Source organism: Mesorhizobium sp. WSM4311 (assembly GCF_002295115.1).
Lineage (GTDB): Bacteria > Pseudomonadota > Alphaproteobacteria > Rhizobiales > Rhizobiaceae > Mesorhizobium.
This window is the reverse complement of the sequence record NZ_NSFV01000008.1, coordinates 60,998-75,207: the sequence shown is the minus strand read 5'-3', so window position 1 is coordinate 75,207 and position 14,210 is coordinate 60,998. Positions and strand designations below refer to the sequence as shown.

11 protein-coding genes are annotated in these 14,210 nt (G+C 63.5%); 6 read left to right on the top strand and 5 right to left on the bottom strand.

What is annotated here, in order from left to right:
* The first annotated feature begins 107 nt into the window (after nucleotides 1-107).
* Complete coding sequence (locus CK226_RS21575) at nucleotides 108-1,733, top strand: AMP-binding protein (RefSeq protein WP_095793026.1); 1,626 nt, start codon at nucleotides 108-110, stop codon at nucleotides 1,731-1,733.
* Nucleotides 1,730-2,566 carry a tryptophan 2,3-dioxygenase gene (gene kynA / locus CK226_RS21570; RefSeq protein ID WP_095774352.1) on the top strand — a complete coding sequence of 279 codons (837 nt, stop codon included), beginning with the start codon at nucleotides 1,730-1,732 and terminating at the stop codon, nucleotides 2,564-2,566. The genes CK226_RS21575 and kynA overlap by 4 nt, the downstream gene beginning before the upstream one ends.
* A 51-nt stretch (nucleotides 2,567-2,617) precedes the next feature.
* On the opposite strand, the gene kynU is transcribed toward kynA, so the two are convergent.
* From kynU to CK226_RS21550, 4 genes are read right to left on the bottom strand one after another with little or no spacing between them, the layout of a single operon-like run.
* Complete coding sequence (kynU, locus tag CK226_RS21565; RefSeq protein WP_095793120.1) at nucleotides 2,618-3,865, bottom strand: kynureninase; 1,248 nt, start codon at nucleotides 3,863-3,865, stop codon at nucleotides 2,618-2,620.
* A gap of 34 nt (nucleotides 3,866-3,899) precedes the next feature.
* Nucleotides 3,900-4,823, bottom strand: coding sequence for an ABC transporter permease (locus tag CK226_RS21560; RefSeq protein ID WP_095774351.1), 924 nt, complete (start codon nucleotides 4,821-4,823; stop codon nucleotides 3,900-3,902).
* A 5-nt stretch (nucleotides 4,824-4,828) separates the two neighbouring features.
* The gene (locus tag CK226_RS21555) at nucleotides 4,829-5,608 is read right to left on the bottom strand and encodes an ABC transporter ATP-binding protein (RefSeq protein WP_095793025.1); all 780 of its coding nucleotides are present in this window, start codon (nucleotides 5,606-5,608) and stop codon (nucleotides 4,829-4,831) included.
* A gap of 58 nt (nucleotides 5,609-5,666) precedes the next feature.
* Nucleotides 5,667-6,653: an ABC transporter substrate-binding protein gene (locus tag CK226_RS21550; protein ID WP_095793119.1), complete on the bottom strand. Its 987-nt coding sequence runs from the start codon at nucleotides 6,651-6,653 to the stop codon at nucleotides 5,667-5,669.
* 151 nt (nucleotides 6,654-6,804) lie between these two features.
* Between CK226_RS21550 and CK226_RS21545 the strand changes: the two genes are divergently transcribed.
* Nucleotides 6,805-7,578, top strand: a complete 774-nt coding sequence (locus CK226_RS21545) for a GntR family transcriptional regulator (RefSeq protein ID WP_095793024.1) — start codon at nucleotides 6,805-6,807, stop codon at nucleotides 7,576-7,578.
* 376 nt (nucleotides 7,579-7,954) lie between these two features.
* Nucleotides 7,955-8,692 (top strand): transcriptional repressor LexA, encoded by a 738-nt coding sequence (gene lexA / locus CK226_RS21540; protein ID WP_095774348.1) that lies wholly within the window; start codon nucleotides 7,955-7,957, stop codon nucleotides 8,690-8,692.
* On the opposite strand, the gene CK226_RS21535 is transcribed toward lexA, so the two are convergent.
* On the bottom strand, nucleotides 8,686-11,142 hold the full coding sequence (locus CK226_RS21535) for a ComEC/Rec2 family competence protein (protein WP_095788811.1): 2,457 nt from the start codon (nucleotides 11,140-11,142) through the stop codon (nucleotides 8,686-8,688). The genes lexA and CK226_RS21535 overlap by 7 nt on opposite strands.
* Before the next feature lie 102 nt (nucleotides 11,143-11,244).
* On the opposite strand from CK226_RS21535, the gene gltX reads away from it, so the two are divergent.
* Entirely contained in the window at nucleotides 11,245-12,669 is a 1,425-nt protein-coding gene (gltX, locus tag CK226_RS21530; protein WP_095774471.1) for a glutamate--tRNA ligase, read from the top strand.
* 183 nt (nucleotides 12,670-12,852) lie between these two features.
* Nucleotides 12,853-14,181: a citrate synthase gene (gene gltA, locus CK226_RS21525; RefSeq protein ID WP_095774346.1), complete on the top strand. Its 1,329-nt coding sequence runs from the start codon at nucleotides 12,853-12,855 to the stop codon at nucleotides 14,179-14,181.
* Nucleotides 14,182-14,210: the final 29 nt, after the last annotated feature.

Below are 14,210 nucleotides of genomic sequence, written 5' to 3'. Positions count from 1 at the left end.
TGTAGCTGGCTGCACGAAGCCTCTCGCGAACGACGGGAACTTCATATCCACCACCTCGGCCGGATGCTTCGCGCACTGGCCAGGCAAGCAAATGGGATGGCGGCGACATGCTTGGGCCTTCAGCGCATATCGACACGTTCACGCGCGATCATCTGCCACCGCCGGATCAATGGCCGGATTTCCTGCTCGACGGCTTCGATTACCCTGAGCATCTCAACGCCGGCGTCGAATTGACCGACAGGTTGGTCGAGAAGGGCCTCGGCGACCACACCGCCTTGATCGGCAATGGCCGCCGCCGCACCTACAAGGAACTGTCGGACTGGACCAACAGGCTGGCGCACGCGCTGGTCGAGAATTACGGCATCAAGCCGGGCAACCGGGTCCTGATCCGCTCCGCCAACAATCCCGCAATGGTCGCCTGCTGGCTGGCCGCCACCAAGGTCGGCGCCGTCGTCGTCAACACCATGCCGATGCTGCGCGCCGGCGAACTCACCAAGATCGTCGACAAGGCGGAGATCACGACCGCGCTCTGCGACACCAGGCTGATGGACGAGATGACCGCCTGCGCCAAGGACAGCGCCTTCCTGAAGCAGGTGATCGGCTTCGACGGCACCGCCAACCATGATGCCGAACTCGACCGCGCCGCCCTCGACAAGCCGGTCACCTTCACCGCCGTCAACACCGGCCGGGACGATGTCGCGCTGCTCGGCTTCACCTCGGGCACGACGGGCGTGCCGAAGGCGACGATGCATTTCCACCGCGATCTCCTGATCATCGCCGATGCCTATGCCCGCGAGATTCTCCAGGTCACGCCGGACGACATCTTCGTCGGCTCGCCGCCGCTCGCCTTCACCTTCGGCCTTGGTGGCCTCGCCATTTTCCCCTTGCGCTTCGGTGCCGCGGCGACGTTGCTGGAACAGGCGACGCCACCCAACATGGTCCACATCATCGAGAACTACAAAGCGACCATTTCCTTCACGGCGCCGACCGCGTACCGCGCCATGCTGAAAGCCATGGATGAAGGCGCCGATTTGTCGTCGCTGCGCGTCGCCGTATCGGCCGGCGAGACCTTGCCGGCTCCGGTCTTCGAAGAATGGACCGAGAAGACCGGCAAGCCGATCCTCGACGGCATCGGCGCCACCGAAATGCTGCACATCTTCATCTCCAACCGTTTTGGCGACATGAAGCCTGCATCGACCGGCAAGCCGGTGGGCGGCTATGAGGCGCGCATCGTCGACGACACGATGCGCGAGGTGCCGCGCGGCGAGACCGGGCGGCTGGCGGTGCGCGGCCCGACCGGCTGCCGCTACATGGCCGACGACAGGCAGAAGGATTATGTGCGCGACGGCTGGAACCTCACCGGCGACACTTTTACCCAGGACGAGGACGGTTTCTTCCATTTCGCCGCGCGTTCCGACGACATGATCGTCAGCGCCGGCTACAACATTGCCGGGCCCGAGGTCGAGGCGGCACTTCTGTCGCATCCCGATGTCGCCGAATGCGCCGTGATAGGCGCCGAGGATGGCGAACGCGGCCAGATCGTCGAGGCGCATGTCGTGCTGGTGCAAGGCGTGGCGGCGGACGCGCTAACCGTCAAGCGCCTGCAGGACCACGTCAAGGCAACGATTGCGCCCTACAAATATCCGCGCTCGGTCAAATTCATCGCCGCCCTGCCCAAGACCCAGACCGGCAAGATCCAGCGCTTCCGGCTGCGCACGGAGAAAATCAATTGAGCGAGCCCTACGATCCGGCGTCCGAAGGCGCACAGATGTCGTTCAAGGAACGCATGTCCTACAGCGACTATCTGCATCTGGAGAAAGTGCTGGACGCACAGACGCCGCTGTCGTCGGCGCATGACGAGATGCTGTTCATCATCCAGCACCAGACCTCGGAACTCTGGATGAAGCTCGCTCTGCATGAGATCGGCGCCGCCATCCGCTCCATTCGCGCCGACCGGCTCGAGCCGAGCTTCAAGATGCTGTCGCGCGTCGCCCGGATTTTCGAGCAGTTGAACAATGCCTGGGACGTGCTGCGCACGATGACGCCCAGCGAATACACCGAATTCCGCGATGCGCTCGGCCAGTCCTCGGGCTTTCAGTCCTGGCAGTACCGCGCCATCGAGTTCATGGCGGGCAACCGCAACCTCGCAATGCTCGGACCCCACAAGCACCGGCCGGACCTCACCGGCAAGCTGGAGGCAATCCTGGCCGAGCCGTCGCTCTATGATGAAGCATTGCTGCTTCTGGCGCGCAATGGGTTCGACATCGGCGCCGACGCCAGACGCACGGACTGGCGCGAGACGCGCAGCGAAAACGAAGAAGTCCTGGTCGCCTGGCAGACCGTTTACCGCGATCCGCAGCGCTACTGGATGTTCTATGAACTGGCCGAGAAACTGGTCGATTTCGAGGACTATTTCCGCCGCTGGCGCTTCAACCATGTCACCACGGTCGAGCGCATCATCGGCCTGAAGCGCGGCACCGGCGGCACCTCGGGCGCTTCCTACCTGAAGAAGATGCTCGAGGTTGTGCTGTTTCCCGAACTGTGGACGGTTCGCACCCGACTTTGACTTTTTCCTGTGGGAAAACCGCCAACACTTTTCCTGGAATGCGCTGACCTCTCAGGTCACCGCTGTCTTGACCGCGAAACGCGCTTCCTGCCATGCGCCGGTGCGCAGGATGTCCTCAAGCACCTCGACCGCCTGCCAGACGTCCTTGTAGCCGACATAGAGCGGCGTGAAGCCGAAGCGGATGGTCGACGGCGCACGGAAATCGCCGATCACGCCGCGCTCGATCAAGGCCCGCATCACCTGGTAGCCGTGCGGGTGGAGGAACGACACCTGGCTGCCGCGCGCATTGCCGTTGCGCGGGCCTTCGAGTTCGAGGCCGTAGGCGCCGCATCTGGCTTCGACGAGCTGGATGAACAGGTCGGTGAGCGCGATGCTCTTCTTGCGCACCGCCGCCATGTCGACATCATCCCAGATATCGAGTGCCCCTTTCAGCGCCCGCATCGACAGCACCGGCTGCGTGCCGCACAGGAACCGGCGGATACCGCTGCCGGCCGTGTAGCTTTGTTCAAAAGCGAAGGGTCGCGCATGGCCCCACCAGCCGCTCAGCGGCTGGTGGACATCTTCGTGATGACGTTTCGCGGCATAGATGAAGGCGGGCGCACCCGGACCGCCATTGAGATATTTGTAGGTGCAGCCGATGGCGAAATCGGCGTTCGCGGCATCGAGCTCGACAGGCAAGGCGCCGGCCGTGTGGCAGAGATCCCAGACGATCAGCGCGCCGACCTGATGGGCCTGGCATGTCAGGGCGGCCATGTCGCGCAATTGTCCGGTTTTGTAGTTGACGTGGTTGACCAGGATGACGGCGACGCGCTCGTCGATCAGTTCCTCGATGGTGGGCGCATCGACGCCTTCGAGCCGCAGCACCGTGCCCGGCCGCGTCGAGGCCACGCCTTCGGCCATGTAGAGGTCGGTTGGAAAACTGTCGCCCTCGGCGACGATGACCGAGCGATTCGGCCGCATGCCGAGTGCCGCATGCAGCACCTTGTAGATGTTGATCGAGGTCGTGTCGCAAACCACCGTCTGGCCGGAAGCGGCGCCGATCAGCCGTCCGAGCTGGTCGCCGAGCGCGACCGGCATGTCGAACCAGCCGGCGGTGTTCCAGGCGCGGATGAGGTCTTGCGCCCATTCCTGCGTCGCCGCCTTCTGCAGCTCGTTGAAGACGGCGGGCGCCGCCGCACCCAGCGAGTTGCCGTCGAGGTAGATCACGCCTTCCGGCAAAATGAAGCGGTCGCGCATGGCGCGCAGCGGATCGGCCGCATCCATGGCTTCGACTGCTGCGAGATCGAGCGGTGCACGCATGATTTGTGACATTCCCTGGTTGTTTAGGTCCTGATTATTCACGGATGGCTTCGCGGGCCGGCGCGGATCCCCGGCCGCGCTTGAGGCTCGGCAGGGCAAGCATGGCGAGCACGAACAGGCCCGTGGCAAGCTTCAGGTCGGGAGGCGGCATGCCGGCGGCGAGGCAGAACGACACCAGCTGGTAATAGATGATCGCGCCGGCAAAGGGCGCCAGCAGCTGGCGCCAGACCGTCTGCTTGCCGACGACCGCCTCGCCGATCATCAGCGCGGCCAGGCCGTTGATGAGGATACCCAGCCCCATATTGACGTCGGCAAATCCCTGCGACTGCACCATCAGTGCGCCGCTCGACGCCGAAAACGCGCTCGCCAGCCCGACACCGCCGATGGTCGCCGCCCAGACATTGATGCCTTGCGCCTCGGCCATGTCGGGATTGGCGCCGACGGCGCGCACGGCAGTCCCCTTCTCGGTCCTGAAGAACATGTAGAGCGCCGCGAAGACGATGAGCGCGAGAAGGCCGGCGACAACGATCTTGCTGGCCGGAAAACCCGGCCGTGCGAACGGCACCCAGTCGAACACGGTCGGCGAGCCGAAAACCGAGAGGTTGGACTTGCCCATGATGCGCAGGTTGATGCTGTAAAGCATCGTCATCATCAGGATGCCCGCCAGCAGCGTGTGGATGCGGAAGCGCAGATGGATGAAGGCGGTGCAGCAGCCCGCCGCGAAGCCCGCCGCGAATGCGACGACGATGCAGGTCAGCGGCGATACGCCGGCGGCAAGAAGCACGCCGCAGACGCAGCCGCCCAGCGGAAAGGCGCCTTCGCTGGTCAGATCGGGAAAATTCAGCATGCGGAACGGGATCATGATGCCGAGCACGACAAAGGCCAGGATCAGGCTCTGCGCCAGGGTCACCGGCATGATCGCGACAAAGCTGGTGAGAACGTCCTGAATAAAGCCCATGGTGATCAGCTCGCCAGCAACATGCGGTCGGTCTTGATGGAAAAATGGCCGATCAGATCGATAACCGTGACCCTGGCCTTCTCCTCGCCAGTGACCTCCAGCAGGACCCGGCCCGCATCGAGCATGATCACCCGGCTGCCATAGTCGACGGCGTGCTGCATGTTGTGGGTAACCATCAGCGTGGTCAGTTTCAGCGCGTTGACGGCGCGCACCGTCGCCTGCATGACGATCTCGGCAGTGCGCGGGTCGAGTGCCGCGGTATGCTCGTCGAGCAGCAGCAGGGCCGGCGATCCGCCGACAGCCATGATCAGCGACAGCGACTGACGCTGCCCGCCCGAGAGTAGGTCGACACGGGTGTCGAGACGATTTTCAAGGCCGAGGCCCAATATCGACAGGCGCTCCTTGTAGGACGCGAGCCTCGCGGCGTTCAGCCCTTGTCGCAGCGTGCGTTTTCGGCTGCGCAGATCGGCCAGCAGCATGTTCTCCGCCACGGTCATGCTGGCGGCGGTGCCGCGCATCGGATCCTGGAAGACGCGCGCCAATCGCGTGGCGCGCTTGTGCACCGGCATGGCCGTCACGTCCGCGCCGTTGATCAGGATCTTGCCGGAATCCAGGACAAGAGCTCCGGAAATGGCGTTGAGCATGCTGCTCTTGCCGGCCCCGTTGGAGCCGATGACGATGCCGAAATCGCCGGTGGCCAATGACAGGCTGAGGCCGTCCAGCGCGACCTTCTCGTCGGCCTGCCCCTTGTAGAATACTTTGCGCGCGGATCGGATATCGAGCATCGTTCCTCCCTGGCCTGATGGGCGACGGCGACGGCGCCGTCGCCCGTCCAGCCCGATATCAGTCGACGATGCAGCCGCAATCGGCCATCGAGGCCGGTATCTCGATGCCGAACGCGGCCATCGCCTTGCGGGAAATCGTTGCCATATGGTCCTTATAGGCCGGGCGCGACGGCGCGATCGTCTTGGGATCCTTGCCCTTGAGGATCTCGGCCGCGATGTTGCCGGCGTTCATGCCGACCTGCGTGTAATTGACCGCGAAGCTTGCCGGCACGGTACCGTTGCGGACCGCGCTGTCATCGGAGTTGACGACCGGGATTCCCGCCTGGCGTGCGGCTGCAGAGACGGCGGCGATCGCCGGCTGGATCAGGTTCGAGGCCGGACCGTAGATCACGTCGGCCTTGCCTGCGAGCGAAGCGATGCGTTGCTGGATGTCATTGACGTTGTCGATGCCGACTTCGACGACTTCAAAGCCGGCGGCGGGTGCCGCCGCCTTGATCTTTTCGATCAGGGCAACGTCATTGGCCTCGCCCGGATTGTAGGGCACGCCGAAGCGCTTGGCGTTCGGCAGCAGCTTCTTGGTGAAGGCCATTACCGCGGCGACATCCTGCAGATCGCTGGCGCCGGTCATGCCTTCGTCTCCGGCGTCCCACGACGGCACCAGCTTGGCCGCCACCGGATCGGTGACCGCGGCAAAGACGATCGGAATCCCGGAACCGGCGAGCGCCTTCTTGGCGATCTGCGAGACCGGCGTGGTGATGGTATAGATCAGCTTGGGCTGCTCCGCCTGCAGCTTGGCGATCATCTGCGGCACCAGAGATGCATCGAAATTGGTGTGGCTTTCGGTGTAGACGACGTCCTTGCCCTCGACAAAGCCTTTGTCCGTCAGTGCCTTCTTGAAGCCCGCTATGGCGGCATTGAGCTGCGGATGCTCGCCGAAATTGGCGATGCCGATGCGTATCTGATCGGCTGCGGCGCTGCCGGCGCTGACCATCAACGCGCCTGCCAGGGCCAATCCCGACAGCCAAGCGGATTTCGACTTCAACATCATTTCCTCCCAGATTTGATCAGCGCCGCTCTCAAGGACGGCAACTGCGGCGATCATGGTCAGTCCCTCGCCGCGTGTCAAACATTATATATAATTCTTGCCATACTTCCCCTTCATATATAATTTTCAGGCTGATGATGGACCGACCGCGATGCAGGATCAGAACAATTCCACGAAGACCGAGGCGGCCTATCAGCTGCTGCGGCGCGATATCCTGACCACCCGCCTCATGCCGGGGGCGCCGCTCAAGCTGAGCGCGCTGCGCGGCACATACGGCGTCGGCTGGACGCCGCTGCGTGAAGCCTTGTCTCGACTTGAAGCCGAACGCCTGGTCACTGCCATCAGCAATCGCGGCTTTGCCGTCGCTCCCGTGTCGCGCGCCGAGCTCGAGGACCTGGCGCGCGCAAGGATGGTTGTCGAAATGCCGCTGTTCCTGGAATCGATCGCGAACGGCGGCAGGGAATGGGAGGATGCGGTCGTCACCGCTCATTACCGGCTCTCCCGCTGCAAGACCGCGGTCGATGACCCTTCCGATGCGGCCGTCGACAAATGGGACGAGAGCCACGAGGCCTTCCATGCGGCGCTGCTGAGCGCGGCGACGTCAAACTGGCTGTTGCGCTTCCGCTCGACGATCGCCGATCAGCTGCGTCGGCATCATCGGTTTCTCGGCCTGGCGCCGACTTTGCGGGCGGCGGCCGGCCTGAAGGACGGCTACGGCGAGGCAATGGACGCGCTGCGCGAGGCGATCGCCATCGAGCATCACACCGCGATCATGGAAGCGGCGCTCGATCGGGATGTAGAGCGGGCAAAGGCGCTGATGACGGCGCATATCGGCTACACGCTGCATGTCTATGTCCACAGCGAAGACAACGGCGCCAACACTTACACCGCGCGCGCCGGCAGCCTGAAAGCGGTTTCCGGATGATGCTTCCGCCGCGTCCGGATCCACGTGGCCGTGCCGACCCTGAACTCACGATCGTTGGCGTTTTGGTTTCGTTTCGTTCTGCCGGAATGGATCGATACGCCGCTCAAATCCGCCCCGCAGACGCCTCCCAAACACCTGATGCCAAACCGCATTCAGGGCTAGGCCACAGGCCATTAACCGAAACGATTTCAATGCGCGTACCGGCAGGGAAATCATTGATCGCGACCCTCTGCCCCGGTCAAAAAATTTCAGACGCGTTAACAAATTCATTAAACTTTAAACAGTTGCGGAACACAACTGGAACAGATAGTGTTTGTTCTGGGTTTGTTTTTCGATTCTGATTCAAATCCGTCGTTCAACGCCTCGGGGGGCCGCCATGCTGACACGCAAGCAACATGAACTGCTGATGTTCATTCATGAACGGCTCAAGGAAAGCGGCATTCCGCCGTCCTTCGACGAAATGAAGGAAGCGCTCGATCTCGCCTCCAAGTCGGGCATCCATCGCCTGATCACGGCACTGGAGGAACGCGGCTTCATCCGCCGGCTGCCCAACCGGGCGCGGGCACTGGAAGTGCTGCGGCTGCCGGATTCGATCGCGCCCGGCCTTAACGCGGCAAAGAAATTCTCGCCAAGCGTCATCCAGGGCAGCCTCGGCCAGGGCGGTCTTGGCCGCCAGATCAAGCCGGCGCAGTCGCGTTTGCCTGCGGCCGGCAATGATGACGATGCGGTTTCCGCCGTGTCGATCCCAGTGATGGGCCGCATCGCCGCCGGTGTGCCGATCGATGCCATCCAGCACCAGACGCATTCGATCTCGGTGCCGCCGGACATGATCATGGGTGGCGAGCACTATGCGCTGGAGGTCAAGGGCGACTCGATGATCGACGCCGGCATCTTCGACGGCGACACGGTCATCATCCGCAACGCCGACACGGCGAGCCCGGGCGAGATCGTCGTGGCGCTGGTCGACGAGGAGGAAGCAACCCTGAAACGGTTCCGCCGCAAGGGCGCCTCGATCGCCCTTGAAGCCGCCAACCCGGCCTACGAGACGCGCATTTTCGGGCCAGACAGGGTCAAGGTGCAGGGCAAGCTTGTCGGGCTGATCCGGCGTTACTGAGCAGGAGCGGCCGTCTTTTCGGGTTTTTGATAGGGCGCCAGCCCCCTCGCCTCACGCGAAAATTTTCGCTGCTCGTGCCAAGGCCGATACGGCCCGTCCACCGCGAAGCTGACGGTTGGCGGGCCAGTTGCCGATTGGCGGTCGAAGAACACGGCGGCACTGCCTTTGCGGGCAAGTTGCCGTTTGGTGACGACAAGAACCAGCGGATTGTGGCAGGCATCATAGCCCGTCGCGTCATTGACGACGATCAGGTCGGCGAAACCGCAGGCTTTCCAGGTATCCTTGCGGTCTTCGACATGCGCGATGATCGCACCCGACGGGTGCCGTGCAAGACAGACGCCATCCGTGCAGTAGAACGGTGCTCCCGGCGGCAGATTGACGGCATCGGCAATGTCGAATTGCCCGTCCGCCCTGTCGAACATCTCCGGCACGACGATGGTTTCGGACACCAGCGCGCGTTTCCAATTGTCGACGGTGAACTCGTTCGGGCGAGCCCGGCTGACCGCGAGTTCTCCACCGCCGATCGGCAGCGCCACCAACCGCGCATCCTCGGAAATCAGCACATCCGGGGTGCGCGTATCCGATACTGTCAGCAGGCCGGCAAGCGCGAATGGCACTGCCGCGAGCCGCAGCCAGGTCGTCGCCATCGTCGCGATGACCAGGGCGATGGTCACCAGCAGCACGGATCGCTGCGAAATCAGCCCGACCGCATCGACCGGGGAGCGTTCCGATATCCACGCCGATATGGCGATCATTGCGGTCAGGCCCTTGCCCATCACGTAAAGGAAGGGGCCGTCGGCACCAAAGGGCATCGCAAGAGAACTGAGAACAGCGAAAGGCATGACAATCAGTGACACGATCGGCATGACGGCCAGATTGGCGAACAGGCTGAGCGGCGACACACGCTGGAAATGCCAGATGGCAAACAGCGCCGTGGCGCAGCCGGCGATGATGGAGGTCATCGCCAGCCCGCCCGTCGCCAGCAGGAATTTTCGCGTGAGAAAACCCGGCAGAGTTCGCTTTGGCGGTGGCGGTCTTGCCTTTCCCGCATGGTGATCCGCCCAGCCGGCATAGGCGCCGACCAGCGCGGCGGTCGCGGCGAACGACATCTGGAAGCTTGGGCCGACAACCTCATGCGGCGACACCACAATGACGGCGATCGCCGAGATGGCGAGGTTGCGCATGGTCAGTGCCGCGCGATCGAACAGGACGGCAACAAGCATCACCGCCAGCATGATGAAGCTGCGTTCGGCGGCAACGACGACACCGGAAATGACGAGATAGGCGGCGATCGAGAACAGGGCGGCGGCGGCCGCATATTTCTTCACCGGCCGACGCGCGGAAAAGTCCGGAAACAGCGCGAAGGCACCGCGCAGCAGCCCCATGATGGTGCCGGCGACCAGCGCCATATGCAGCCCGGAAATGGAGATGATGTGATAGATGCCGGTGCGCCGCATCGCCTCGTTGATTTCATCGGGAATGCCGGCCCGCACACCGACGATCAGCGCCGCCGCGATCTCACCCTCGGCACCGCCAACCCTGGCCCTGATGTGGTCGGCAATGGCTTCACGAGCATTTTCTATCCCCGAGAAAAGGCGGGCCGTGAGCGGCACCTCGTCGTCCGTGGCTGAGACAAGCTTTGGATTGCCGAGAAAGAAGCCGCTGCCGCCAATACCGGCGAAATAGCTGTCGAAGGAGAAATCGTAGCTGTCCGGCCGCACCGGGCCGGTCGGCGGCAACAGTTTAGCGTAGCCGGTGACCATGGAGCCGGCGGTCATTTCCGCCGGGATATCTCGCGCCGAAAGCCTGACCCTTTCCGGCGCATAACGCAGTTTCGGCCGTGCGGTCGACGTCACGTCGATGGTCAGCCGGATGCGGCCGGTCTCCATCCGGTCGAGCGAAACGACGCGGCCGGTCACTTGCGTCGAGATTTCCGAACCCAGCATCTGGGTACCCGCCCGCCATGTCTCGACCTTGGCGACAAGCAGGCCAAGCGCGCACAACAATGCCGCCATGAAGCCCAGATGGGTTTTCGGCCAGGAGCGCGAAACAAGCGCACAGACCGCCATCAGCACGACGACCGCGACAGGCTTTGCAAAATCAGGCTCCGCCGCGAGCGAATAATAGCCGATCGCTCCAGCGGCCAGACAAACCGGCACCAGCAGGAAGGCGATGCCCCGGTCAAGCTCGAGCTCCGCTGCCGTCGCCGCACCATGGCGCAGGCGAGGCCAGGAAACCCGGGCGAGTCGCCGCCGGACACGCACAATCCGGCCTGAAGCAGGCGGCGGAAGTGTCGCCGGCATATCCGCCTGCGGCGGTTGACGATCGGAGCCCGGCACCAGAGGCGATAGCGGCTGCGAGACTGGCGGCGGAATCGCAAACAGGGACCGTTCGCTGACGCCAACACCAGCGTCCTCGCCCTGTTCCGAGCCCCGGCCTCGTCCAGCCATCGGGTCTGCCCCTTGCACCGCTGACGCCCTATGCTACATGAACGCGCGACGCGCGAAAGTCCGCGCAGCCGCACCCCGCTTCAGATGGTTTCCGAGAGTTTCATGTCCGACAAGGTCGTCACCCGTTTTGCCCCCTCGCCCACCGGCTATCTGCACATCGGCGGCGCGCGCACGGCGCTGTTCAACTGGCTCTATGCCAAACACACCGGCGGCACGATGCTGCTGCGCATCGAGGACACCGATCGCGAGCGTTCGACCGCCGCCGCGACGGCCGCCATCCTCGACGGCCTCACCTGGCTCGGCTTGACCTGGGACGGCGACGCGGTCTCGCAATTCGAGCGCGCGCCGCGCCACCGCGAGGTCGCCGAAGAACTCGTTCGCATGGGCAAGGCCTATTACAGCTACGAAACGCCGGCCGAGCTCGAAGCCATGCGCGAGGCAGCACGGGCCAAGGGCCTGCCGCCGCGCTACAACGGCCAGTGGCGCGACCGCAGCCCCTCGGAGGCGCCTGCGGGCGTCAAGGGCGCCATCCGCATCAAGGCGCCGACCGAAGGCGAGACGATCGTCCATGACCGCGTCCAGGGCGAGGTGCGCTTCCCCAACAAGGATCTCGACGACTTCATCATCCTGCGTTCGGACGGCAACCCGACCTATATGCATGCCGTCGTCGTCGACGATCATGACATGGGTGTCACGCACATCATCCGCGGCGACGACCACCTGACCAATGCCGCCCGCCAGACCGTGATCTACAACGCCATGGGCTGGGACGTGCCGTCTATGTCGCACATCCCGCTGATCCATGGCGCCGATGGCGCCAAGCTGTCGAAGCGCCATGGCGCGCTCGGCGTCGAAGCCTATCGGGCCATGGGCTACCTGCCGGAGGCACTGCTCAACTATCTGGCGCGACTGGGCTGGAGTCATGGCGATGACGAGATCATGTCGATCAAGGACATGATCTCCTGGTTCGATATCGGCGACGTCAACAAGGGCGCTGCCCGCTTCGATTTCGCCAAGCTGGAAGCCATCAACGGCGCGCATATGCGGCGCATGGCCGACGCGGAGCTGTTGGACATCTTCATCGCCACCCTGCCCTATCTCGAGGGCGGCCCGGCGATGGCCGCGCGCCTCAACGAACACAACAAGGCGCAGTTGCTGGCGGCGCTTCCGGGCCTGAAGGAGCGCGCCAAGACGCTGGTCGAACTCGTCGATGGCGCGGCCTATCTGTTCGCTACGCGCCCGCTGCCGGTCGACGAGAAGGCGGCCCTCCTGCTCAATGACGGTGCCCGCAAAATCCTGCGCGGCGCTCACGAAGCTTTGAATGGGCTGTCGAGCGACTGGACGGCGGCCGCGGCGGAAGCCGCGATCCGCGACTATGCGCTGGCCGGTGGCCACAAGCTTGGCGCCGTGGCCCAACCGTTGCGGGCCGCGCTGACCGGCAAAAGCACCTCGCCCGGCGTGTTCGACGTGCTTGCCGTGCTTGGGCGCGAGGAAAGCCTGGCGCGCATAGCGGATCAAATCGATTAGGAGCGAACTGGCCCAAGAAGATTGGCATTGAAAGGGGCGTTTCGCAGTGCAACATTAGGCCTTGGCCCAATCTGGCACGCACCTCCTAAAATGCGGTGGCGAATACGCGCATTGCGGTGATTTCGACGTGTCGCTCTGCAGAATTTGCCTTTGCCGGCATGAGGAAACAACAAGGAGTTTGCAATGACCGAAGCTGCGAAAAAACTGGATGTGGGCGGCGCGAACCAAGAGGCTATCGCAACGCTTCAATTCGCCGGCAAGACCCATGAATTCAAGGTGCGAAGCGGCTCCGTCGGACCCGACGTCATCGACATCGCCTCGCTCTACAGCACGACCGGCGCCTTCACCTACGACCCCGGCTTCACTTCGACGGCAAGTTGTGAGTCCGAGATCACCTTCATCGACGGCGATGCCGGTATTCTCCTGCACCGCGGCTATCCGATCGACCAGCTGGCCGAACACGGTGACTTCCTCGAAGTCTGCTACCTCCTGCTCTACGGTGAACTGCCGACAAAGGCGCAGAAGGACGATTTCGACTACCGCGTGACGCGCCACACCATGGTGCACGAGCAGATGTCGCGCTTCTTCACCGGCTTCCGCCGCGACGCTCACCCGATGGCAGTCATGTGCGGCGTGGTCGGCGCGCTGTCGGCCTTCTATCACGACTCCACCGACATCTCGGACCCATACCAGCGCATGGTGGCGTCGATGCGTCTGATCGCCAAGATGCCGACGATCGCGGCCATGGCCTACAAGTATCACATCGGCCAGCCCTTCATTTACCCGAAGAACGATCTCGGTTTCGCGGCAAACTTCCTGCATATGTGCTTTGCCGTGCCGTGCGAGGAGTACAAGATCAACCCGGTGCTGGCGCGCGCCATGGAGCGCATATTCATCCTGCACGCCGATCACGAGCAGAATGCCTCGACCTCGACGGTTCGCCTCGCCGGCTCTTCGGGCGCCAACCCGTTCGCCTGCATCGCCGCCGGCATTGCATGCCTGTGGGGCCCGGCCCATGGTGGCGCCAATGAAGCGGCGCTGAACATGCTGGGCGAGATCGGCCATGTTGATCACATCCCGGAGTTCATCGCCCGCGCCAAGGACAAGGACGACCCGTTCCGGCTGATGGGCTTTGGCCACCGCGTCTACAAGAACTACGATCCTCGAGCGAAAATCATGCAGAAGACGGCGCACGAGGTGCTGGGCGAACTCGGCATCAAGGACGATCCGCTGCTCGACATCGCCATGGAACTGGAAAAGATCGCGCTGACCGATCCCTATTTCATCGAGAAGAAGCTCTATCCGAATGTCGACTTCTATTCCGGCATCACGCTGAAGGCCCTGGGCTTCCCCACCACGATGTTCACCGTGCTGTTCGCGGTCGCCCGCACCGTCGGCTGGATCGCGCAGTGGAAGGAGATGATCGAGGATCCGCGCCAGAAGATCGGCCGCCCGCGCCAGCTCTACACCGGTGCGCCGGAGCGCGACTACGTGCCGATCGCCAAGCGCTGACCGAAGCTGTCTAGATCATAAAAAAGGCG